23 protein-coding genes and 1 riboswitch are annotated in these 19078 nt (G+C 71.4%); of the genes, 12 read left to right on the top strand and 11 right to left on the bottom strand.

The window, feature by feature from the left end; all coding sequences use genetic code 11:
• Positions 1-50: 50 nt before the first annotated feature.
• Together OG798_RS12255 and OG798_RS12250 are read left to right on the top strand one after the other, a co-directional pair.
• Positions 51-314, top strand: coding sequence for a toxin-antitoxin system, antitoxin component (locus OG798_RS12255; RefSeq protein ID WP_067378812.1), 264 nt, complete (start codon positions 51-53; stop codon positions 312-314).
• A gap of 4 nt (positions 315-318) precedes the next feature.
• A complete protein-coding gene (locus tag OG798_RS12250) occupies positions 319-693 on the top strand; it encodes a hypothetical protein (protein WP_054228993.1) in 375 nt (124 codons plus the stop codon).
• On the opposite strand, the gene OG798_RS12245 is transcribed toward OG798_RS12250, so the two are convergent.
• Positions 694-1380 (bottom strand): class I SAM-dependent methyltransferase, encoded by a 687-nt coding sequence (locus OG798_RS12245; RefSeq protein ID WP_328756971.1) that lies wholly within the window; start codon positions 1378-1380, stop codon positions 694-696. It abuts the gene before it with no gap.
• Positions 1381-1508: 128 nt separating this feature from the next.
• Positions 1509-2195, bottom strand: coding sequence for an esterase/lipase family protein (locus tag OG798_RS12240; RefSeq protein WP_095855986.1), 687 nt, complete (start codon positions 2193-2195; stop codon positions 1509-1511).
• 114 nt (positions 2196-2309) lie between these two features.
• Here OG798_RS12240 and OG798_RS12235 point away from each other — a divergent pair, with 114 nt between their 5' ends.
• Positions 2310-4478, top strand: a complete 2169-nt coding sequence (locus OG798_RS12235) for a helix-turn-helix transcriptional regulator (RefSeq protein ID WP_328756970.1) — start codon at positions 2310-2312, stop codon at positions 4476-4478.
• 69 nt (positions 4479-4547) lie between these two features.
• Here the strand turns inward: OG798_RS12235 and bioD are convergent, their stop codons facing one another.
• From bioD to bioB, 3 genes are read right to left on the bottom strand one after another with little or no spacing between them, the layout of a single operon-like run.
• On the bottom strand, positions 4548-5264 hold the full coding sequence (bioD, locus tag OG798_RS12230; RefSeq protein ID WP_121416832.1) for a dethiobiotin synthase: 717 nt from the start codon (positions 5262-5264) through the stop codon (positions 4548-4550).
• A gap of 1 nt (position 5265) precedes the next feature.
• A complete protein-coding gene (locus OG798_RS12225) occupies positions 5266-6564 on the bottom strand; it encodes an adenosylmethionine--8-amino-7-oxononanoate transaminase (protein WP_328756969.1) in 1299 nt (432 codons plus the stop codon).
• On the bottom strand, positions 6557-7786 hold the full coding sequence (gene bioB, locus OG798_RS12220) for a biotin synthase BioB (protein ID WP_095855989.1): 1230 nt from the start codon (positions 7784-7786) through the stop codon (positions 6557-6559). The genes OG798_RS12225 and bioB overlap by 8 nt, the downstream gene beginning before the upstream one ends.
• Before the next feature lie 186 nt (positions 7787-7972).
• Between bioB and OG798_RS12215 the strand changes: the two genes are divergently transcribed.
• Positions 7973-9133, top strand: a complete 1161-nt coding sequence (locus tag OG798_RS12215) for an 8-amino-7-oxononanoate synthase (RefSeq protein WP_267061142.1) — start codon at positions 7973-7975, stop codon at positions 9131-9133.
• On the opposite strand, the gene OG798_RS12210 is transcribed toward OG798_RS12215, so the two are convergent.
• Together OG798_RS12210 and OG798_RS12205 are read right to left on the bottom strand one after the other, a co-directional pair.
• The gene (locus tag OG798_RS12210; RefSeq protein WP_095855991.1) at positions 9090-9314 is read right to left on the bottom strand and encodes a DUF397 domain-containing protein; all 225 of its coding nucleotides are present in this window, start codon (positions 9312-9314) and stop codon (positions 9090-9092) included. The two genes, OG798_RS12215 and OG798_RS12210, sit on opposite strands and share 44 nt — an antisense overlap.
• Positions 9315-9327: 13 nt before the next feature.
• Complete coding sequence (locus OG798_RS12205; RefSeq protein WP_097226518.1) at positions 9328-10185, bottom strand: helix-turn-helix domain-containing protein; 858 nt, start codon at positions 10183-10185, stop codon at positions 9328-9330.
• A gap of 212 nt (positions 10186-10397) precedes the next feature.
• Between OG798_RS12205 and OG798_RS12200 the strand changes: the two genes are divergently transcribed.
• On the top strand, positions 10398-10856 hold the full coding sequence (locus OG798_RS12200; protein ID WP_054228985.1) for an ATP-binding protein: 459 nt from the start codon (positions 10398-10400) through the stop codon (positions 10854-10856).
• 281 nt (positions 10857-11137) lie between these two features.
• Here the strand turns inward: OG798_RS12200 and OG798_RS12195 are convergent, their stop codons facing one another.
• The 4 genes from OG798_RS12195 to OG798_RS12180 all read right to left on the bottom strand — a co-directional run bounded on the left by OG798_RS12195 (position 11138) and on the right by OG798_RS12180 (position 13723).
• Positions 11138-11659: a DUF6328 family protein gene (locus tag OG798_RS12195; protein ID WP_121416834.1), complete on the bottom strand. Its 522-nt coding sequence runs from the start codon at positions 11657-11659 to the stop codon at positions 11138-11140.
• An 85-nt stretch (positions 11660-11744) separates the two neighbouring features.
• The gene (locus tag OG798_RS12190; protein ID WP_067378747.1) at positions 11745-12218 is read right to left on the bottom strand and encodes a C40 family peptidase; all 474 of its coding nucleotides are present in this window, start codon (positions 12216-12218) and stop codon (positions 11745-11747) included.
• Between the two features lie 3 nt (positions 12219-12221).
• Positions 12222-12376: riboswitch (cyclic di-AMP (ydaO/yuaA leader) on the bottom strand.
• Between the two features lie 377 nt (positions 12377-12753).
• Positions 12754-13059 carry a hypothetical protein gene (locus OG798_RS12185; protein WP_095855995.1) on the bottom strand — a complete coding sequence of 102 codons (306 nt, stop codon included), beginning with the start codon at positions 13057-13059 and terminating at the stop codon, positions 12754-12756.
• 7 nt (positions 13060-13066) lie between these two features.
• A complete protein-coding gene (locus OG798_RS12180) occupies positions 13067-13723 on the bottom strand; it encodes an ATP-dependent Clp protease proteolytic subunit (RefSeq protein ID WP_267061141.1) in 657 nt (218 codons plus the stop codon).
• Between the two features lie 201 nt (positions 13724-13924).
• Between OG798_RS12180 and OG798_RS12175 the strand changes: the two genes are divergently transcribed.
• The 7 genes from OG798_RS12175 to OG798_RS12145 all read left to right on the top strand — a co-directional run bounded on the left by OG798_RS12175 (position 13925) and on the right by OG798_RS12145 (position 19069).
• The gene (locus OG798_RS12175; RefSeq protein WP_060902456.1) at positions 13925-14203 is read left to right on the top strand and encodes a type II toxin-antitoxin system Phd/YefM family antitoxin; all 279 of its coding nucleotides are present in this window, start codon (positions 13925-13927) and stop codon (positions 14201-14203) included.
• 269 nt (positions 14204-14472) lie between these two features.
• A complete protein-coding gene (locus tag OG798_RS12170; protein ID WP_121416835.1) occupies positions 14473-14775 on the top strand; it encodes an urease subunit gamma in 303 nt (100 codons plus the stop codon).
• Positions 14776-14791: 16 nt separating this feature from the next.
• Positions 14792-15103, top strand: a complete 312-nt coding sequence (locus tag OG798_RS12165) for an urease subunit beta (protein ID WP_054228979.1) — start codon at positions 14792-14794, stop codon at positions 15101-15103.
• Entirely contained in the window at positions 15096-16817 is a 1722-nt protein-coding gene (locus tag OG798_RS12160) for an urease subunit alpha (RefSeq protein ID WP_054228978.1), read from the top strand. Before OG798_RS12165 ends, OG798_RS12160 begins: the two co-directional genes overlap by 8 nt.
• Positions 16817-17491 (top strand): urease accessory protein UreF, encoded by a 675-nt coding sequence (locus tag OG798_RS12155; RefSeq protein ID WP_267061139.1) that lies wholly within the window; start codon positions 16817-16819, stop codon positions 17489-17491. The genes OG798_RS12160 and OG798_RS12155 overlap by 1 nt, the downstream gene beginning before the upstream one ends.
• Positions 17492-17627: 136 nt before the next feature.
• On the top strand, positions 17628-18311 hold the full coding sequence (ureG, locus tag OG798_RS12150) for an urease accessory protein UreG (protein WP_095856000.1): 684 nt from the start codon (positions 17628-17630) through the stop codon (positions 18309-18311).
• Positions 18308-19069: an urease accessory protein UreD gene (locus OG798_RS12145; protein WP_121418580.1), complete on the top strand. Its 762-nt coding sequence runs from the start codon at positions 18308-18310 to the stop codon at positions 19067-19069. Before ureG ends, OG798_RS12145 begins: the two co-directional genes overlap by 4 nt.
• Positions 19070-19078 lie beyond the last annotated feature (9 nt).

The raw sequence follows: 19078 nt of genomic DNA, 5'->3' as shown, positions 1-19078 counted from the left end.
GCGAGTCGCCCCCCTTGCGGGTGCTAGCACTTCGGCGCTAGCTTCGAGGTATGGCGAAGACTCAGCTGAACGTGCGGGTGGACGAGGGCACGGCGCGGGCGGCCCGGGAGCGGGCCCTGGAGCGCGGCATGAGCGTGAACCGCTACATCGAAGAGCTGGTCAGACAGGACACCGGGGAGGTCGGTCACACCTTCGTCGACGCGGCCTCCGACTTCATGAAGCAGTACGCGAACGTCTTCGCCGAGGAGTTCGGCGCGGACCGGGAAGGCGCACGGGACACGTTCCGCGACGGCTCGCGCGAAGGTCGTCGTTGATCCCTTGAGCAGTCTCAGAGTCGACCTCGCCTGGCTCCTCATGATCGCCGAACAGAAGACGCCCGGAGATCCCCAGGTCACCGACTGGGGAGCCCTCGTCGCCGCCGTCAGCCGGCACGAGGCGGAGATATTCGGCATTCCCGTCTACGACAGCCCGCACGCCCGCGCCGCCGCGCTGCTCCAACTGCTGCTGCACGTCCCGGCGCTCGAACGGTCCAACGCGATGTTCGCCTCGGCCGTCGCGTACGCCTATCTCGTCGCCAGCGGCCTCAAGGTCGTCACCTCGCCCGAGCAGGTGCGCGAACTCGCCCGCCTGGTGAAGGGCGGCGACGCGACCGTGCACGAGATCGCACAGGAGCTGCGGCAGTGGAGTCTGTGACTACTCCCTGATCGGCGGGCGCCTCGCGCTGCCCAGCACGCAGTACGACGTGGGCAGCCGCGGTCCCTTCGCGGGGATCAACAGCCGCCGGTACGGGCCCAGTTCGAATCCGGCCTCGCGCAGCGCGGCGATCGGGTCGCGGGCCAGATGGCAGCCGCCGTTCAGTCGCGGCCACACCGTCCGGTCCAGTCCGCGCTGGGCGGACGCCATCATGCGCCCGCCGCCCTTGCCGTGCTCGAAGAACCGCACGGTGCCACCGGGCCGCAGCACACGCCGCAACTCGCCGAGTGCCCGCGGCACATCGCGCAGGCTGCACAGCACCAGCGAGAGCACCGCCCCGTCGAACGCCTCGCTCTTGACCGGCAGCGCCTCCGCCGCGCCCGGCACCACGTCCACGGGCACCTCGGAGCGCAGCGCGGCCTCCACGGCCAACTGCCGCAGCAGCCGCTCGGGTTCGATCGCCACCACCTCGGAGACGGCGCTCGGGTAGTGCGCGAAGTTCAGCCCGTTGCCCGCGCCGATCTCGATGACCCGCCCCGAAAGTCCGGTGAGCAGCCGGTCGCGTACCCCGCCGAGGCCCATCCGGGTCTCGGCCGTCACGCTGATACGGGCGTAGTAGCGGGCGAACAGCGGATGGTGCACGGCGTCGTGCGACAGCTTGGCGGAGCCGGCTGGCCTGAAGGGCATGACGGACCTCCCGGGAGGACGGGGTCTTACCGGGATTGTCCCTCCAGGACGTCCGTCACACGCTCTACGACGCTCGACCACACGCTTGACGACGCTCGACCTACGTCATACGCGGGTCGGCCCACGCGTCAGGCGACGAAGTCGCGCACCTGCTTGTAGACGCCGTAGTCGTTGTTCATGTCGGTGTGCGAGATGCAGCCGACCTCCACATTGGTGGCGCCGCTCAGGATCGCGCTGGTGTCCGGGTTGATCAGCTCGTCGCAGTTCGACCAGTAGGCGGCGTACGAGACACTGCCCGGCGTCTCGTCACCGGAGTTCAGCGCGGTCAGGAACGAACTGCCGGTGTACATCTCGGCGCACGAGGTGTAGAGCCACGTGCACCAGCTCGCGACCGTGGTTCCGTGGTTCACCCCGGCGGTGGACACGAAGTCGTCGACGTACGAGGTCCCGCCGAGGTTCTTGAGGTAGTAGCGGGCGCTCAGGGCACCCATGGAGTGGACGACCAGGTCCACCTTCGAGGCGCCGGTCTGCGCGAGGACGTTCTTGACCTCGGTGGAGAGCTGCTGGGCCGTGGTCACGTTCGACTGGCCCCAGTCGTACGACCACGCGAACAGCTCGGAGCCGCTGTAGCCGTCGGCCTTGAAGTCGGCGATCCAGTCGTCCCAACTGCTCGCCGAACTGCTGAGGCCGTGCACGAAGATGACGGGGTTGTGGGTCGCGGCCCGGGCGGGCACGGCGGACAGGGAGAGCGACACGAGGAGCGCCGCGACCATGGCGGAGAAGAACGTGGCGATGCGACGCGAGCGGCGTTGCATGGTGCCTCCAGACAAGGGTGGGGTGCCTGGAGTGTCAGCCGGGGGTTACGCGCGCCGCATCGGTGAAATCGCCGGTCTTTACTTGCCAGTTAACTCACCAGTAACGTCATTCGGGTGGTGACTTCGGTGAACCCCGTACGCGGCCCCGCACAACCCGAGCTCGGCCCCTCGCTTCCCGAAGGCGTACGGGTACGGATCCTGCGCACCGCGCACGGCGACCGCCGCGCCGCCGCGGAACTCGCCTCCGCACTGACCGAGCGTCAACTCACCGGCCTCGACCCGCTGCCGGCACAGCCTCCCGTACTCCTGCGCGCGTACCGTCAGGAGGTCCGCGCCCTGCCCGACACCACCCGGCGCCTCCTGCTCCTCGCGGCGGCCGACCAGTACCCGGTCGACACCCACGCCTTCCTGCGGGCCGTCACCGCGGCCCGGCTCGACACCCGGCCCCTCGTCACCGCCGAGGTGGCCGGAATCGCCCACGCCACGGCGGGCGGGATCGTCTTCCGCGACCCGTGGACCCGGATAGCGGCCTACGAGACCGCCTCCGTGACGGACCGGCGCGCCGTCCACCTCCTGCTCGCCCGGGTCCTGCGCGGCGAGGGCGAGTCACCCCGACGGTCCTGGCACCGGGGCGCCGCCGCGCTCGGTCCCAGCCGACGCCTCGCCGCCGAACTCCGGGCGGCGGCCCACACCGCGCGCACCGCGGGCGACCACGCCCTGGCCTGCGCCCTCGTCGAACGCGCCGCCGCGTTGTCCCCCGAGCCGAGCGAGCGGGCCCGGCTGCTCGCCCGCGCCGCCGCCGACGCCTGGCGGTCCGGAGACGCCGACCGTGCCCGCCGGCTCGTCGCCGCCACCGACGACGACGCCCTGGGTGGTCTGCTCGCGCTGCGCGCGGGCAACGCGACGGACGCGTTCGACGCGCTGCTGACGGCCGCGGTGCGCTACGCCGACGACGGCCCGGAGCCGGCCCGTACGGACCACCCCCAGCACGCCGCCGTCCACCTCCTCGCCCGCGCCACCGAAGCCGCGATCTACACCGGCGACCTGCGCCGGTGCCGGGAGGCGGCGGCCGTCGCCGACCGGCTCGGGATCGTGCCGCCCGGCACGCTGGGCGGGCTGGCCGCGGCGTTCGAGGGCCGGTACGACGACGCGCGGGACCTGCTGAAGGCGGCGGCCGGGCGCTGCGGCCCCGGGGGCGATCCCACCCTGCTGATCCACTCCGGGATCGCCGCACTCCTGCTCGGCGACCACACCGCGGCCACCACCGCCACCGTCCGGGCCGCCGCCTCCGCCCGCGCCGGGGGAGACGGGGTCACCGTTCCCCAGGCCATGGAGTTCCGGGCGTACGCCGACTTCTGGACCGGTCGGCCAAGGGCCGCCGAGGCCGCCACCCTGGAGGCCCTCCGCCAGGCGTACACCACCGGCCAGGACAACGGGGCCTGCCACCTGCAGGCGGCCCTCGCGATGTTCGCCGCGGTCACCGGCGACGAGGACGTCTGCCGGGAGCGCGCCGAAGCCGCCCGCTCCTACGCCCTCGCCCGCGGGCTCGGCCTGCCCGCTGCGCTGGCCCGGTTCGCGCTCGCCTTCCTCGACCTGAGCACCGGCCGCTTCGCCGCCTCGGCGGCTCGGCTGCGCGCCCTCGCCGGATTCGGCCCCGGGCACGGGCACCGCGCCATCCGTCACATCGCCACACCGCACTACGTCGAGGCCGCCGTCCGCACCGGCGACACACGGGTCGCCCGGGCCGCCCACGCCGACTACGACCACTGGGCGCGTACCGTGCGCAGCCCCGACGACCTGGCGCTCAGCGCCCGCTGCCGGGCCCTGCTCGCCTCCGGCGCGGAGGCCGTCGAGCACTACCGCACCGCCCTCGACCTGCACGCCTTGGGCACCCGTGACTTCGAACGCGCCCGTACGGAGCTGCTGTTCGGCGGTGCGCTACGGCGGCTGCGGCACCGGACGGAGGCCCGTGACCGGCTGCACAGCGCCCTCGAGGCGTTCGAGCACTTCGGTTCGCCGCAGTGCGCGGCGGCGGCGCGGACCGAACTCCGTGTCCTGGGGGAGCCCGTCTCGCCGGTGCGGGGCGCGGACGATCTCGTCGCCCGCCTCACCGCGCAGCAGTTGATGGTCGCGCGCATGGCGGCCGACGGGGCGACCAACCGGGAGATCGCGTCGCGGTTGTTGCTCAGTCCGCGGACCATTGATCATCATCTGCGGGGGGTGTTCGCGCGGTTGGGGATTCGGTCGCGGATCGAGTTGGTGCGGTTGTTGGGGGAGCGGTGAGGGGGCTGTTCTTCGGCTGCGCGCCGGTGGGGGCTGGGCGCGCAGTTCCCCGCGCCCCTGACGGGGCGCTCAGACCCCCTGCGCCGAAATGAAGGCGTTTGCGTCCCAGGTGCCGCCCAGCCGAGAGGCCAGCCACCCAGGCGCCTCCGCACAAAAGTCGGCGACCGGGTAAGCCCCCGCCCCCGCGGGCAGCGCTCCCAGGAGCGGGGCTTCGGCCACAAGGGGCAGGTCCGCGAGGTTGCAGCGCGACGCCAGGTCCGGGGAGTCGGGCCAGCTGCCGATGACGATTCCCGCCAGGTCCAGCCCACGGCGCCGCAGTTCACGAGCCGTCAGCTCGGTGGTGTTCAGGGTGCCGAGGCCCGCTGATGCCACCACCAGCACCGGCGCGTCCAGCAGGCTCGCCGCGTCCGCCAGCGTGCCGCCCTCGTCGTCGAAGCGGACGAGGAGACCGCCCGCTCCCTCGACCAGCACGAGGTCGTGCTCGGTGGCCAGTTCGGCCGCCGCCTTCGCCACCGCGACCGGGCGCACCGGGGGCAGGGAGGCCCGCCGCGCGGCCGTCGCGGGAGCCAACGGCTCCGGATAGCGGGCGAGTTCGAGCGTGGTCACGGCGCCCGCGAGCCGGGCCACCTCGTCGGCGTCCCCACGCTCGTCCGGGCGTACACCCGTCTGCGCCGGCTTGAGTACGGCCACGGAGCGTCCGGCCGCGAGGGCCGTGGCGGCGACGGCGGCCGTCGTGACCGTCTTGCCGACCTCCGTGCCCGTCCCCGTGATCACCAGAACCGCCATGTCATCCCTCCCGTGCCGCCGCGCACACCGCGCGCGCGATCCGTGCCACGTCCGCGTCACCCGTGACGTACGGCGGCATCGTGTAGACGAGGTCGCGGAACGGGCGCAGCCACACGCGCTCGCGCACGGCCGCCGCCGTGGCCGCCAACATGTCGACCTCGTGGTCGAGCTGGACGACGCCGATCGCGCCCAGGACCCGTACGTCCCGGACACCCGGCAGCGAGGACGCCTCCGCGAGACCGTCCCGCAGACCCGCCTCGATCCGCTTGACCTCGGTCTGCCAGTCCTGTCCGAGCAGCAGGTCGATCGAGGCGCAGGCCACCGCGGCGGCCAGCGGATTGCCCATGAAGGTCGGGCCGTGAGCCAGCACCGGGACCTCACCGCGTGAGATGCCCTCGGCCACCCGTGCCGTGCAGAGCGTCGCCGCCATCGTCATGTAGCCGCCGGTCAGCGCCTTGCCGACGCACATCACGTCCGGCGTGATACCGGCGTGCTCCGCCGCGAAGAGAGCACCCGTTCGGCCGAAGCCGGTCGCGATCTCGTCGAGGACGAGAAGCACGTCGTGCGCGTCGCACGCCTCCCGCAGCACCCGCAGATACGCGGGGGAGTGGAACCGCATCCCGCCCGCGCCCTGTACCACCGGCTCCACGATCACCGCGGCGAGCTCGTCGGCGTGCCGCCCGATCAGCTCGCGCAGCTGGTCGGCGTACGACTCCTCGTACGCGACCGGCGGGGCGTCGGCGAACACCTGGCGCTGGAGCACGCCCTGCCACAGCTCGTGCATCCCGCCCTCGGGGTCGCACACCGACATCGGCTGCCAGGTGTCCCCGTGGTAGCCGCCGCGCCAGGTCAGCAGCCGCTGCTTGCCCGGGCGGCCGAGCGAGCGCCAGTGCTGGAGGCACATCTTGACGGCGACCTCGACCGACACCGATCCGGAGTCGGCGAGGAAGACGTGTTCCAGGCCCTCGGGCGTGATGTCGACAAGTCGCTTCGCCAGCCGCACGGCGGGCTCGTGCGTGAGCCCGCCGAACATGACATGGCTCATGCGCTCCAGCTGGTCGCGCGCCGCGTCGTTGAGGACCGGGTGGTTGTAGCCGTGGATGGCCGACCACCAGGACGACATGCCGTCGACCAGCTCGCCCGAGCCGTCCGCCAGCCGCAGGCGTACCCCGCTCGCCGATTCCACGACGAGCGGTTCCTGGCGGCCGGGCATGGGGCCGTACGGGTGCCAGACGTGCCGCCGGTCCAACTCCAGCAGTTCCCGCACGGGCAGCGTGGACGGCTCGGACCGGTCAGGCATTGGGGGCGAGGTCCGTTCCGGCACCCCGGCGGCGTACGGCGACGAGATCCGTACGCGCTTCGGCGGGCTGCTCCTGCTCGGCCTGCACCTTCACGGAACCGCAGACGCCGCCGCCTTCGTGCGAGCCGCACCCACCGCCCTCGTGCGAGCCGCACCCGGCGTCCGCGTGCGAGCCGCACCCGGCCTCGGCGTGCGCACCGCAGCCCGCGCCCGCCGTCACGCGGTGCTCCGGCAGGGTCACCTCGCCCGCGCCCTCCACCTCGAACCCGGCGTCCGCGATCATGTCCAGGTCGGCCTTGCCCGCCTGGCCCTCGCTGGTGAGGTAGTCGCCGAGGAAGATCGAGTTGGCCAGGTTCAGGGCGAGCGGCTGCATGGTGCGGAGGTGGACCTCGCGGCCGCCCGCGATGCGGACCTCCACGTCCGGGCAGACGAAACGGACCATGGCCAGGATGCGCAGGCACCGCTGCGGGGTGAGGTTCCACTCCTTGGCGAGCGGGGTGCCCTCGAAGGGGATCAGGAAGTTCACCGGAACGGAGTCCGGGTCGAGCTCGCGCAGCGAGTAGACGACGTCGACGAGGTCCTCGTCCGACTCGCCCATGCCCGCGATCAGACCCGAGCAGGCGGACAGACCGGCCGCGTGCGCCTTCTGGACCGTGTCCACCCGGTCGGCGTACGTGTGCGTGGTCGTGATGTCCCCGTACGTCCCCTCGGAGGTGTTCAGGTTGTGGTTGTAGGCGTCCGCTCCCGCCTCGCGCAACCGCTCGGCCTGGCCGTCGGAGAGCAGGCCCAGGCAGGCGCACACCTCGACGTTCTCGTTCTGGTCCTTGATCGCCTTGATGGTGTCGGAGACCCGGTCCACGTCACGGTCCGTCGGACCGCGGCCGCTGGCCACCAGGCAGACCCGCTTGGCGCCCCCGGCGAGCCCGGCGGCCGCGGCCTGCGAGGCCTGGTCCGGCTTGAGCCAGGTGTACTTCAGGATGTCGGCCTTGGAGCCGAGGCGCTGCGAGCAGTACGAGCAGTCCTCCGGGCACAGACCGGACTTCAGATTGACCAGATAGTTGAGTTTCACTCGACGGCCGAACCAGTGCCGGCGGACTTTTCCGGCCGCGGCCACCACGTCGAGCACGTCGTCGTCGGACGTGGCCAGCACGGCCAGCGCCTCGTCACGGGTCGGCAGCTCGCGCCGAAGCCCCTTGTCCACCAGCGTGTTCAGCAGGTCCATGAGATCCGATCCTGACGTATGTGAGCCGCTGCGGCCAAGGAGAGTTTGCACAACAGAGACGGTTCGACGTGTGGGTATTGCCACATCATGGGCGCCGCGTCGCCCCGCTAGGGTCTGTGCACTGCCTACAAAACGACCACCTTCATGACCCCCTCACGACCGCTCCCAGGGCCCGGAGGCACCAGCATGGCCGGATCGCCGTTCGCGTGGATCGACGAGCAGGCGCACCAGCGCCGACAGGCCGGACTCGTCCGCACCCTGCGCCCCCGCGCCGCCGACTCACCCCTTCTCGATCTGGCGAGCAACGACTACCTCGGGCTGGCCCACCACCCCGAGATCACGGCGGCCGCCGCCCAGGCCGCGCGCCGCTGGGGCGCCGGTGCGACCGGCTCGCGGCTCGTCTCCGGCACGACCGAACTTCATGGCGAACTCGAGCGCGAGCTCGCGGACTTCTGCGGCTTCGAGTCCGCGCTCGTCTTCTCCTCCGGCTACGCGGCCAATCTCGCCGCCGTGACCACGCTCGCGCCGCACGGCTCGCTGGTCGTCTCGGACGCGGGCAACCACGCCTCCCTCATCGACGGCTGCCGGCTCGCCCGGGGCGCGACCCAGGTCGTCGCGCACGCCGACCCCGACGCCGTGCGCAAGGCGCTGGGCACGCACGAGGGTCCCGCCGTCGCCGTGTCCGACACGGTCTTCTCGGTGGACGGCGACATGGCCCCGCTGGCCGAACTCGCCACTGCCTGCCGCGAGCACGGCGCGGCGCTGCTCGTCGACGACGCGCACGGGCTGGGCGTCCTGGGCGACGGCGGCCGGGGCGCCCCGCAGGCCGCGGGGCTCGCGGGCGCCCCGGACGTGGTCGTGACCGCCACCCTCTCCAAGTCGTTCGGCAGCCAGGGCGGAGCCGTCCTCGGCCCCGCCCCGGTCATCGACCACCTGGTCAACGCGGCGCGCACCTTCATCTTCGACACCGGTCTCGCGCCCGCGGCGGCGGGCGCGGCCCTCGCGGCGCTCAGGCTGCTGCGCCGTGAGCCGGAGCGCGCCGCCCGGGCCCGTGAGGTGGCGACGGCGCTGCACACCCGGCTGACCGCCGAGGGCCTGGAAGCCGTACGACCGGACGCCGCCGTGGTCTCCGTGCGCGCGCCGTCCCCCGAACAGGCCGTGCGGTGGGCCGCCGACTGCCGGGAAGCGGGACTCGCCGTCGGCTGCTTCCGCCCCCCGTCCGTGCCGGACGGCATCTCACGGCTGCGGCTGACCGCCCGCGCGGACCTCACCGACGCGCAGATCGAGCACGCCGTCGGCGTGATCAGTTCAGCCCGGCGACAAAGCCCTCCCAACTGGCGGGAGTGAAGAGCAGGGCGGGGCCCGCCTTGTTCTTGGAATCGCGCACAGCGACCAGTCCGGCCCAGGGTCCTGGGCCGGGTCGGGCCGTCTCGACGCAGTTGTTCATTCCCGTACTGCGGCTGCTGCGCAGCCATCGCACGTCGCGGAGTGAAGTACTGGAACTTACGTACCGAGGCAGTGCAGTCATGGGGGGTGCCTCCTTACGCGCCGTCACCTATCCCGGCGATGTAGTCCAACGAGTCCTCGGGCGAAAGGGCGTGGAACTGAAGGGCGTTGAAGGCCTCGGTGTAGGCCTGAAGGTCTTCTTTCCGTTCGAGGTAGAGGCTACTCGTCAAGTGGTCGAGAACAACCACATCCAGATCAGTTGTGTTCGGAAATGAGAAGATAACGAAAGGCCCGGTGACGCCGATATGGGCTCCCGCGGCGAACGGCAGGACCTGAAGGCGCACTTGAGGCAGGGTGGCGGCCTCCCGCAGACGGTCCAGTTGCCGAGCCATCACCTTCGGTCCGCCGACCTCGCGTCTTAACACGGCCTCGTCGAGGACCGCGGTCAGTTCCAGCGGCGGATTCGAACGCAGGACGTCCTGCCGGGCGAGGCGCACCTCGACGAGCGCGTCGAGCTTGCCGTCCTCCAGGCCGCCGACGGCGACCCGGGTCACCTCCCGTGCGTACTCGGGCGTCTGGAGCAGTCCGGGTACCACCGTGGTCTCCAGCGTGCGCATGCCGCTGGCCTGGGACTCAAGACTGATGAAGTCGCGGTACGTGGGTGGCAGGACCCCGCGGTAGGCGTGCCACCAGTGATGGCGGCCGTTGCCCTCGGAGCCCGCGAGGCCGACCAGGAGTTCCCGTAACTCGGGCTCCGTGACGGCGTAGGCGTCCAACAGGCGCTCCACGTCGGCCGGTTTCACCCCACTGATACCGGTCTCGATCCGGCTCACCTTCGACTGGTGCCAGCCGACGAGACGGGCCGCCTCACCACTGGTGAGACCGGCGACGGCGCGCAGCGCGCGCAGTTCGGCACCGAGCTTGCGGCGGCGCACCGCGGGACCGTGCTGCATGGCCGTACTCCTTACTCCTTCCGAGCCGCCCAAATACGCTCCGTCGTCGTGGAGTTCACCGCATCGAGCGACAGATATATGCATATCTCGGTGGATCGCACCCGTGACCGGCCCAGTGATGGCAGTCTGGCGCGAAGCACCAGTCCGGGACCGTACTCGAACCATCCGCTCCGTGTCGGACTCCGGTCCCGTGGGAAAGGGACGACGTCGCCATGGCAGATCACCAGGAAGCATCCGTCACTCTGCCGAGCGATCCCGCCTCGGTCTCCGCGGCCCGGAATTTCGTCGCCGATGTGCTGGCCGAATGGGGCCTGCCGTGCGACGCCGAAGTCGCGGACACCGTACGCCTGATCGTGTCAGAACTAGCCACCAACGCCGTCCAACATACGTTCGGGCAGTCGCCCACCTTCACGGTGGACGTCCGGCTCGACCGAGACGAACACCTCAGGATCGGCGTCACCGACAGCCATCCGCGCTTTCCCAAACGTCTGCCTGCCGCCGTCCAGCAGGACAATGGACGGGGCATGGTGATCATCCGCTGGCTGACCGCCGAATGCGGCGGCAGACTCGTCGTCCGGCCCACCCGTGAGGGCGGCAAGACGGTCGCCATCGAGCTGCCCTGGACGGTGCCGGCCCAGCCGGTGACGGCCGGCGGCCCACAAGAGCCCTGAGGAGCGGCTCAGTTGTCGTGCTGCGCTGCGAGGCGCCTCGCAGCGGGGCCCGGAAGGCCTCGGCCGCCGGTGCCGAGACGTCCCCGGTCCGGTGGACGACGGAGATCGTACGGCGCGGATCTCCCGGTCCAGCAACAGCGGCCCCACCGGAGCCGCAGGCGGGACCAACCGCCCGCTGCGGCAGGGGTCCAACACCCACGCGCTCGACCCGAAGGCGCCGATCACCTTCCTCAGCCTGCTGCCACGGTTCGTGCCCGAGGGCAACCGGGCGATGAGCGCGCTCACGGTTCTCGGTCGGGTGCTTCTTTCGGAGCCGTCCCCGCGCTGACGACGGCACGGTGCACCAGGCCGGGCAGGAGGCCCCACAGCGCCACACAGACAAGCAGGGTGCCCGCGCCCGAGGCGATCCCGGCGGCGCGTCCCAGCGCGACGTCCACGACGAGCAGCACCGATCCCGTCAGCGCAAGCATCAGCACGCCCATTCCCACCGTGGACAGGACGGAGGAGACCCGCACGATGGTCGGCTTCGCGCCCTGCTGGAACAGCGACCTGTGCAGCGCGGCCGGCGCCGTGAAGAGCGCGGCGGCCGCCACGGCCAGCAGGAGGGTGGTGACGTACGTGGCGCGCTGCACCGTGTCGAGGGACGGGAAGCGTGGGGTGAACGCCAGTGTCAGCAGGAACGCGAAGAGGATCTGCACACCGGTCTGCGTGACGCGCAGTTCCTGGAGCAGCTCGCCGAAGTTTCGATCGGCGCGCTCGAGGGGCGTCTCGTTCCGTTCATCGGGGGAAGGTCGCTCAGCCATGCTGAACGAGTAACCGGTTCGTCCGCTTTTCACGCCCGGGGGGAACCCCGAGGGGGTGCCGGCCGGCGGCACCCCCTCGGGCAGGTCAGCTGACCCGGCCGTACCAGACGCTCTTCGTCCAGATCTTCTGCAGCTTCACGACCTCCCCTGTCTTCGGGGAGTGCCAGATCTTGCCCTTCCCGGCGTAGATGCCGACGTGGTACACGTTCCGGCCCGAGTGGAAGAACACCAGGTCTCCGGCCTTGCGGTGGGACGCGGAGATGTGGTGCGTCTTGTTGTACTGCGCCGCGGCCGTACGAGGCAGCGTCTTGCCCGCCTTCTTGTACGAGTAGAGCGTGAGCCCGGAGCAGTCGAAGCGGCGTGGCCCGGCGGCACCGTACTGGTACGGGGAGCCCTTCTTGGAAGCCGCGACCTGAAGTGCCTTCGTCGCCAACGTGGCCGCTTCGGCGTCGGATGCGACGCCAGGAACCACGAGGCTGCCGCCCACGGCGGCGATGGTGAGCGCCGAGGCCGTACCGGCCCGGGTCCACAGCGACGGGACACGATTGAGCGCAGTCATGCGCAACCCTTCGTCAGCCGCCTGTGAAGGATGACCTGTCGGATTCGGGCTGGCGAAGTAGCCCGGCCGCTTGCGCGGCTTCACCCCAAGGACCGCCCGGATCTCTCCGGCGACCCGTCTTGCTGGGTCCTCCACTCCTGCCGATGCACTTCTGTCGACCGGTCATCCGGGCAGCGGCAGGACTCGGCGTCCGCCCGGACCGCCCCGCCGCTGTGGCGGGGGCTTGTCGTCGGAAGGGATCTTCACGCATAGCAGTCACAAAATCCGAGCGGAACCGGCGATTTGTGGGGTTACTCACCACTCACCCGTTCGGGTGGACGACCCCCTGTTCGGGCGATGTTGGGGACACCGGCGACGCGCCCACCAGCACCGGAGCATCTCATTCCGCCTCCGGGGTACGCGCGTTGTGCAACTTTTTCGGTTCCCCGAAGGGGTGTGTGATTACTCCATCAGGGGGTACGCCATCTGGTCCGTTTGAACCCCGGGCCGGACGCCTCGCCGACGCGGCGCGCACGGCGACCCGGGTGGGGATGTGTCAATTGTCGGCTTCGGGCGGCAGCGTGACGCGGGCCGCCCGCCGCTCACCGTCGAGGACGCGCAGAGCCTGCGCCAGCGTCGGCGCGTGCACCTCGCTCTCGCCGCGCTGGTGCATCAGCGCGAGGGCGTCCCGCAGCTCGGTGGCCTTGGCGACCAGCGCCTGGGCGGCACGCAGCCCGCGATAGGTGTCTCCGGGCCTGGCCGGGTTGATACGGCCCAGCAGGTCGACCACGTCGAGGTAACGGTCGATCAGCTCGGCCTCGGCTCGTGTCAGCGCGGGCAGCGGGGGCAGTTCGGGCACCATCGGCGGATCACCTCGCGTCGGGTGTGGCGTTCTTCGCACCGGGCGCGGTGCGCGAGGTCTTGCGGCTGGGGATGATCCCGTCCACCAGTCCGTACGCCAACGCGGCCTGGGCGTCCAGGATCTTGTCCCGCTCGATGTCGGCGGCGACCTGTTCAGGACTCTGCCCCGTGTGCCGTACGAGCATGTCCTCCAGCAGCCTCCGAGTGCGCATCAACTCCTCGGCCTGGAGGGCCAGATCGCTCGCCTGTCCCTGCACCGGCTCGGGAAGTGACGGCTGGTGGATCAGCACCCGGGCACCCGGCAGCGCGAACCGCTTGCCCGGCGCGCCGCCGGCCAGCAGTACGGCGGCGGCCGACGCGGCCTGCCCCAGGCAGGTGGTCTCCACGTCGCAACTGACGAACTGCATCGTGTCGTAGATCGCCGTCATCGCGCTGAACGAGCCGCCGGGGGAGTTGATGTACAGCGCGATGTCCTGGTCCGGCGCCAGGTATTCGAGGTGCATGAACTGCGCCATCACGTCGTTCGCCGAGGTGTCGTCGATCGGCGTCCCGAGGAACACGATCCGCTCGTCGAGCAGCTTCGAGTACGGATCCAGGGTCCGGTGCCCCATGCTCGTCCGCTCGGTGAACTCGGGCAGGACATGACGGGCGGACGGTTCATTCATGGCACGCGCCTCCTGTGAAGGGTTCTGTAAAAAATGTACAGGACGTACAGAGCGGGGGGAGGGTGCTCGGCTGACAGCGAAAATCCCCGTGCGCCGCCGGTGAAGAGGGTCGCCCGATCGTGCGCACGGTCGTTTTCGGCGGAGCTGAACGAGATCGTCCGCTCTGTGGGGGTGCCGGGGGCCCGGTCTAAGCTGGTGGGCATGGCCTACGAGATTCCGGTGACGCAAGCCAGGGCTGAGCTCGCCGATCTGATCAACCGGGTGGTGTACGGGGGCGAGCGCGTCGTGGTGACACGGCACGGCAAGCCCCTCGTCGCCCTGGTCTCCGCCGCCGACCTGGAGCGGCTCGAGGAACTCCCGGAGTCCGCCGACGAACAGGTGGTCAGCTCCCTCTCCAGCGTCCGCGAGGTCGCGTCCGCCCCGCGTGAGCGCCAGCGCTTCGGCATCGCGGCGGAGCACCGGGGGCACGGCGCCTCATAAGGTCCCTTCGGTGGTGACGGTGAGGGTGACGGCCGCGTCGAAGGCGGGCGGCCATCGCGCCGTATACGGTCCGACCCATGGCCTCGTCCCGGGCGGCGGTCCCGGTGACGGCCCGGGAGCGTCCACGTCGGTCATGCATGGACCACAGCCGGGTTAACGTCCTCGAAACGACGGCCAACTAGCGTGCCCATCCACGCCACCAGGGGTTTTGGTGGCAGCGGCCACCGGACCCCGCACGGTCCGGAGCGAGGACTGTGAGGTGGGACGCCGTGCAACTGACCCCGCACGAGCAAGAGAGGCTGCTGATTCATGTGGCCGCCGACGTGGCCGAGAAGCGACGGGCCCGCGGGCTCAAACTGAACCATCCCGAGGCGATCGCCCTCATCACGTCGCACATCCTCGAAGGCGCGCGCGACGGCCGTACGGTCGCCGAGCTGATGTCCTCCGGACGCAAGATCCTCACCCGGGACGACGTCATGGAGGGCATCCCCGAGATGATCCACGACGTCCAGGTCGAGGCGACCTTCCCGGACGGCACCAAGCTCGTCACCGTCCACGACCCGATCGTCTGACGGGGGAGCGAGAGCCATGATTCCCGGAGAGATCCTGTTCGCCGACGGACCCGTCGCCTTCAACGAAGGTCGTGAGGTCACCCGGCTGACCGTCCTCAACGCCGCCGACCGGCCCGTCCAGGTCGGCTCCCACTACCACTTCGCCGAGGCCAACCCCGGTCTGGACTTCGACCGCGCCGCCGCGCGCGGCAAGCGGCTCAACGTCGCCGCCGGCACCGCCGTGCGCTTCGAACCCGGGATCCCCGTCGACGTCGAACTCGTTCCGCTCACCGGCGCCCGTGTCGTGCCCGGCCTGCGCGGGGAGACCGGAGGTGCCCTCGATGCCTGAGCTCTCGCGCGCCGCGTACGCCGATCTGTTCGGCCCCACCACCGGCGACCGCATCCGCCTCGCCGACACCGACCTGCTGATCGAGATCGAGGAGGACCGTTCCGGCGGCCCCGGGCTCGCCGGTGACGAGGCCGTCTTCGGCGGTGGCAAGGTCATCCGCGAATCCATGGGCCAGTCGCGCGCTACGCGCGCAGAAGGCACTCCGGACACGGTCATCACGGGTGTCGTGATCGTCGACCACTGGGGGATCGTCAAGGCCGACGTCGGCATCCGCGACGGCCGGATCACCGGCATCGGCAAGGCCGGCAACCCGGACACCATGGACGGGGTCCATCCCGACCTCGTCATCGGCCCCGAGACCGAGATCATCGCGGGCAACGGACGGATCGTCACCGCGGGTGCCATCGACGCGCACGTCCACCTGATCTGTCCGCAGATCGCCGACGAGGCGCTCGCCTCCGGCATCACGACGCTGGTCGGCGGCGGCACCGGTCCCGCCGAGGGCTCGAAGGCGACGACGGTCACTCCAGGCCCCTGGCACCTCGCCCGGATGCTGGAGGCGATGGAGCAGTACCCGCTCAACTTCGGTCTGCTCGGCAAGGGCAACACCGTCTCGCGCGACGCGATGCTGTCGCAGATCCGGGGCGGGGCGCTCGGTCTCAAGCTGCACGAGGACTGGGGCTCCACGCCCGCCGTCATCGACGCCGCGCTGACCGTCGCCGACCGCACCGGTATCCAGGTCGCCATCCACACGGACACCCTGAACGAGGCCGGGTTCGTCGGCGACACGCTCGCCGCGATCGCCGGCCGCGGCATCCACGCCTACCACACCGAGGGTGCGGGCGGCGGGCACGCGCCGGACATCATGACCGTGGTCTCCGAGCCGCACATACTGCCCAGCTCCACCAACCCGACCCGGCCGTACACCGTCAACACCGCCGAGGAACACCTCGACATGCTGATGGTCTGCCACCACCTCAACGCGGCCGTCCCGGAGGACCTGGCCTTCGCCGAGTCCCGCATCCGGCCCTCCACCATCGGGGCCGAGGACATCCTGCACGACCTGGGCGCCATCTCGATCATCTCGTCCGACGCGCAGGCGATGGGGCGGGTCGGCGAGGTCATCATGCGGACCTGGCAGACGGCCCACGTGATGAAGCGGCGGCGCGGCGCCCTCCCCGGTGACGGGCGAGCGGACAACCACCGCGTACGTCGCTATGTCGCCAAGTACACGATCAACCCGGCGCTCGCGCAGGGCCTCGCGCGCGAGATCGGCTCCGTCGAGACCGGCAAGCTGGCCGACCTCGTGCTGTGGGAGCCCGCGTTCTTCGGGGTCAAGCCGCAGCTCGTCATCAAGGGCGGGCAGATCGCGTACGCGCAGATGGGCGACGCCAACGCGTCCATCCCGACACCGCAGCCGATCCTGCCCCGGCCGATGTTCGGGGCGATCGGACGGGCACCCGCCTCGAACTCGTTCAACTTCGTGGCGCCGCTCGCCATCGAGGATGGACTGCCGGAGCGGCTCTCGCTGGGGAAGCGGTTCGTGGCGATCGAGTCGACGCGTGGGGTGACCAAGGCCGACATGCGGGAGAACGACGCCCGGCCGCGGGTACGGGTCGATCCCGACAGCTTCGCCGTGCACATCGACGGGGAGCTGGTCGAGGCCACCCCGGCCTCCGAACTGCCCATGGCCCAGCGTTACTTCCTCTTCTGATGTCCCTCGCGGCACTACTCGTCCTGGCCGACGGCCGCTTCCCCGCCGGAGGGCACGCCCACTCCGGCGGGGCCGAGGCGGCGGTCAAGGCCGGGCGGATCAGCGGGGCGGCGAGCCTGGAGGACTTCTGCCGGGGGCGCCTCAACACGGCGGGGCTGGTGTCCGCGGCCCTGGCCGCGGCGGCCGCACTCGGGGTCGATCCGGCGCTGCTGGACTCGGCCGCGGACGCACGCACGCCGTCGCCGGCTCTGCGGGTCGCCGCGCGGCGGCTCGGGCGGCAGCTGATGCGGGCGGCTCGGGCGACCTGGCCGTCCGCGGAACTCGACGCGCTGGCGCGGGCCTTTCCCAAGGGGGCGCACCAGCCGGTCGTCCTGGGGCTGGCGGCGCGGGCCGCCGGGCTCGGGCCCGAGGACGCCGCGTACTGCTCCGCGTACGAGAGCGTCAGCGGTCCGGCGACCGCGACCGTGCGGTTGCTGAGCCTCGATCCGTTCGACGCCTCGGGGGTGCTGGCCCGGCTCGCGCCGGAGTTGGACGTCGTGGCGCGTGCGGCGGCCGACGCGGCGCGGCACGTGGTCGACGGTGGGGTCGACGCGTTGCCGTCGGCGTCGGCGCCGTTGCTGGAGATCAGTGCGCAGGCGCATGCCGCTTGGGCTGTACGGCTCTTCGCGTCGTAGGTGGATCGCCCCCCCGCTCCTGTCCCCTGGGGCTCCGCCCCCATACCCCCGTATCGGCCTGAACGGCCTCGTCCTCGAACGCCGGACGGGTCGGATGGTGCCGGTCCGGGCCGAAGAATAGTTTGGAGTCGCCCTCATGCATCTCGACCACGATCACTCCCACGGCGGGGCCTTGGCCGTCAGTGCCGACGCTCGGCGGCCCGACGGCTCGCGGCGCGCTCTGCGCATCGGGCTCGGTGGGCCCGTCGGGTCCGGGAAGACGGCGACCGTCGCCGCGCTCTGCCGTGCGCTGCGGGACGAGCTGTCGCTCGCGGTCGTCACGAACGACATCTATACGCGGGAGGACGCCGAGTTCCTGCTGCGGGAGGCCGTGCTTCCGCCGGAGCGGATCACCGCCGTGGAGACGGGCGCGTGCCCGCACACCGCGATCCGGGACGACATCTCCGCGAACCTCGAAGCGGTGGAGGACCTGGAGGACGAGGTGGGGCCCTTGGACCTCATCCTCGTCGAGTCCGGGGGTGACAACCTCACCGCGACGTTCTCCAAGGGTCTGGTGGACGCGCAGGTCTTCGTCATCGACGTGGCGGGCGGTGACGACATTCCGCGCAAGGGCGGGCCCGGTGTCACCACCGCCGACCTGCTCGTCGTCAACAAGACCGACCTCGCGCCGTATGTGGGGTCCGACCTGGGACGGATGGCCGCCGACGCCAAGGCGCAGCGGGCCGAGCTGCCCGTCGTCTTCCAGTCGCTGCGGACCGAGGCCGGGGTGACGGCCGTCGCCGAGTGGGTGCGGGAACGGCTGGCCGCGTGGACGGCATGACCACAGCGGGAGTGCGGGCCACCGCACGGATCGGGGCACGGGCCGACGGGCGCGGCGGTACCGCGCTGCCCGTGCTGGAGGGAGAGGGGCCGCTCGCCCTGCGGCGCACCCGGGCGAGCGGGGACGAGGCACGCGTCATGCTCATCGGGGCGATGAGCGGGCCGCTCGGCGGTGACCGCTTCGCCGTGGAGGCGGAGGTGGGGGAGGGGGCCCGGCTGCACGTCGGATCGGCCGCCGCGACCATCGCCCTGCCGGGACAGGCCAAGGGTGAGGCCCGTTACGACGTGCGGCTCGACGTGTCCGGCGGGGGTGAACTGCGCTGGCTGCCCGAGCAGTTGATCTCCGCTCAGGGGAGTGACCTGTACGTGTCCTCGCGCGTCGAGCTCCGTTCGGGCGCTCGGCTCGTCTTCCGGGAGGAGCAGGTACTCGGGCGCGTCGGCGAGCAACCCGGACGGCTCACCAGTCGTCTTACCGTACGGCTCGACGGACGGCCGCTGCTGGACCAGGAGCTGTCGTGCGGTCCCGGCGCACCCGGCGGCTGGGACGGTCCCGCGGGGCTCGGGGGACATCGGGCACTGGGTCAACTCGTTGTCGTACGGCCGGAGTTCGAGAGTGAGCCGCCGCAGGCGCGGCTGCTCGGGGAGTACGCGGCCCTCATGCCGCTCGCCGGGCCCGCGGCCCTGGTGAGCGCCCTGGCGCCGGACGCGCTGCGACTGCGGCGCGTGCTGGACGAGGCTTTGCGCACACTCGACCGATAAGTCGACAAG

The organism is Streptomyces sp. NBC_00271 (assembly GCF_036178845.1).
In the GTDB taxonomy this organism is placed as follows: Bacteria; Actinomycetota; Actinomycetes; order Streptomycetales; family Streptomycetaceae; genus Streptomyces.
Note: the sequence above shows the minus strand (reverse complement) of the source record. Positions and strands in the feature narration are given on the sequence as shown.

What these genes read in the sequence shown, in the direction of transcription:
- OG798_RS12245 (WP_328756971.1), bottom strand. Translation starts at nt 1,380, where the DNA reads ATGCCCTTCAGGCCAGCCGGCTCCGCCAAGCTGTCGCACGACGCCGTG.
- bioB (WP_095855989.1), bottom strand. Translation starts at nt 7,786, where the DNA reads ATGGACCTGCTGAACACGCTGGTGGACAAGGGGCTTCGGCGCGAGCTG.
- OG798_RS12160 (WP_054228978.1), top strand. Translation starts at nt 15,096, where the DNA reads ATGCCTGAGCTCTCGCGCGCCGCGTACGCCGATCTGTTCGGCCCCACC.
- OG798_RS12175 (WP_060902456.1), top strand. Translation starts at nt 13,925, where the DNA reads ATGGCCTACGAGATTCCGGTGACGCAAGCCAGGGCTGAGCTCGCCGAT.
- OG798_RS12165 (WP_054228979.1), top strand. Translation starts at nt 14,792, where the DNA reads ATGATTCCCGGAGAGATCCTGTTCGCCGACGGACCCGTCGCCTTCAAC.
- OG798_RS12200 (WP_054228985.1), top strand. Translation starts at nt 10,398, where the DNA reads ATGGCAGATCACCAGGAAGCATCCGTCACTCTGCCGAGCGATCCCGCC.
- OG798_RS12155 (WP_267061139.1), top strand. Translation starts at nt 16,817, where the DNA reads ATGTCCCTCGCGGCACTACTCGTCCTGGCCGACGGCCGCTTCCCCGCC.
- OG798_RS12215 (WP_267061142.1), top strand. Translation starts at nt 7,973, where the DNA reads ATGGCCGGATCGCCGTTCGCGTGGATCGACGAGCAGGCGCACCAGCGC.
- OG798_RS12190 (WP_067378747.1), bottom strand. Translation starts at nt 12,218, where the DNA reads ATGACTGCGCTCAATCGTGTCCCGTCGCTGTGGACCCGGGCCGGTACG.
- OG798_RS12210 (WP_095855991.1), bottom strand. Translation starts at nt 9,314, where the DNA reads ATGACTGCACTGCCTCGGTACGTAAGTTCCAGTACTTCACTCCGCGAC.
- OG798_RS12240 (WP_095855986.1), bottom strand. Translation starts at nt 2,195, where the DNA reads ATGCAACGCCGCTCGCGTCGCATCGCCACGTTCTTCTCCGCCATGGTC.
- ureG (WP_095856000.1), top strand. Translation starts at nt 17,628, where the DNA reads ATGCATCTCGACCACGATCACTCCCACGGCGGGGCCTTGGCCGTCAGT.
- OG798_RS12225 (WP_328756969.1), bottom strand. Translation starts at nt 6,564, where the DNA reads ATGCCTGACCGGTCCGAGCCGTCCACGCTGCCCGTGCGGGAACTGCTG.
- bioD (WP_121416832.1), bottom strand. Translation starts at nt 5,264, where the DNA reads ATGGCGGTTCTGGTGATCACGGGGACGGGCACGGAGGTCGGCAAGACG.
- OG798_RS12185 (WP_095855995.1), bottom strand. Translation starts at nt 13,059, where the DNA reads ATGGTGCCCGAACTGCCCCCGCTGCCCGCGCTGACACGAGCCGAGGCC.
- OG798_RS12255 (WP_067378812.1), top strand. Translation starts at nt 51, where the DNA reads ATGGCGAAGACTCAGCTGAACGTGCGGGTGGACGAGGGCACGGCGCGG.
- OG798_RS12205 (WP_097226518.1), bottom strand. Translation starts at nt 10,185, where the DNA reads ATGCAGCACGGTCCCGCGGTGCGCCGCCGCAAGCTCGGTGCCGAACTG.
- OG798_RS12180 (WP_267061141.1), bottom strand. Translation starts at nt 13,723, where the DNA reads ATGAATGAACCGTCCGCCCGTCATGTCCTGCCCGAGTTCACCGAGCGG.
- OG798_RS12145 (WP_121418580.1), top strand. Translation starts at nt 18,308, where the DNA reads ATGACCACAGCGGGAGTGCGGGCCACCGCACGGATCGGGGCACGGGCC.
- OG798_RS12195 (WP_121416834.1), bottom strand. Translation starts at nt 11,659, where the DNA reads ATGGCTGAGCGACCTTCCCCCGATGAACGGAACGAGACGCCCCTCGAG.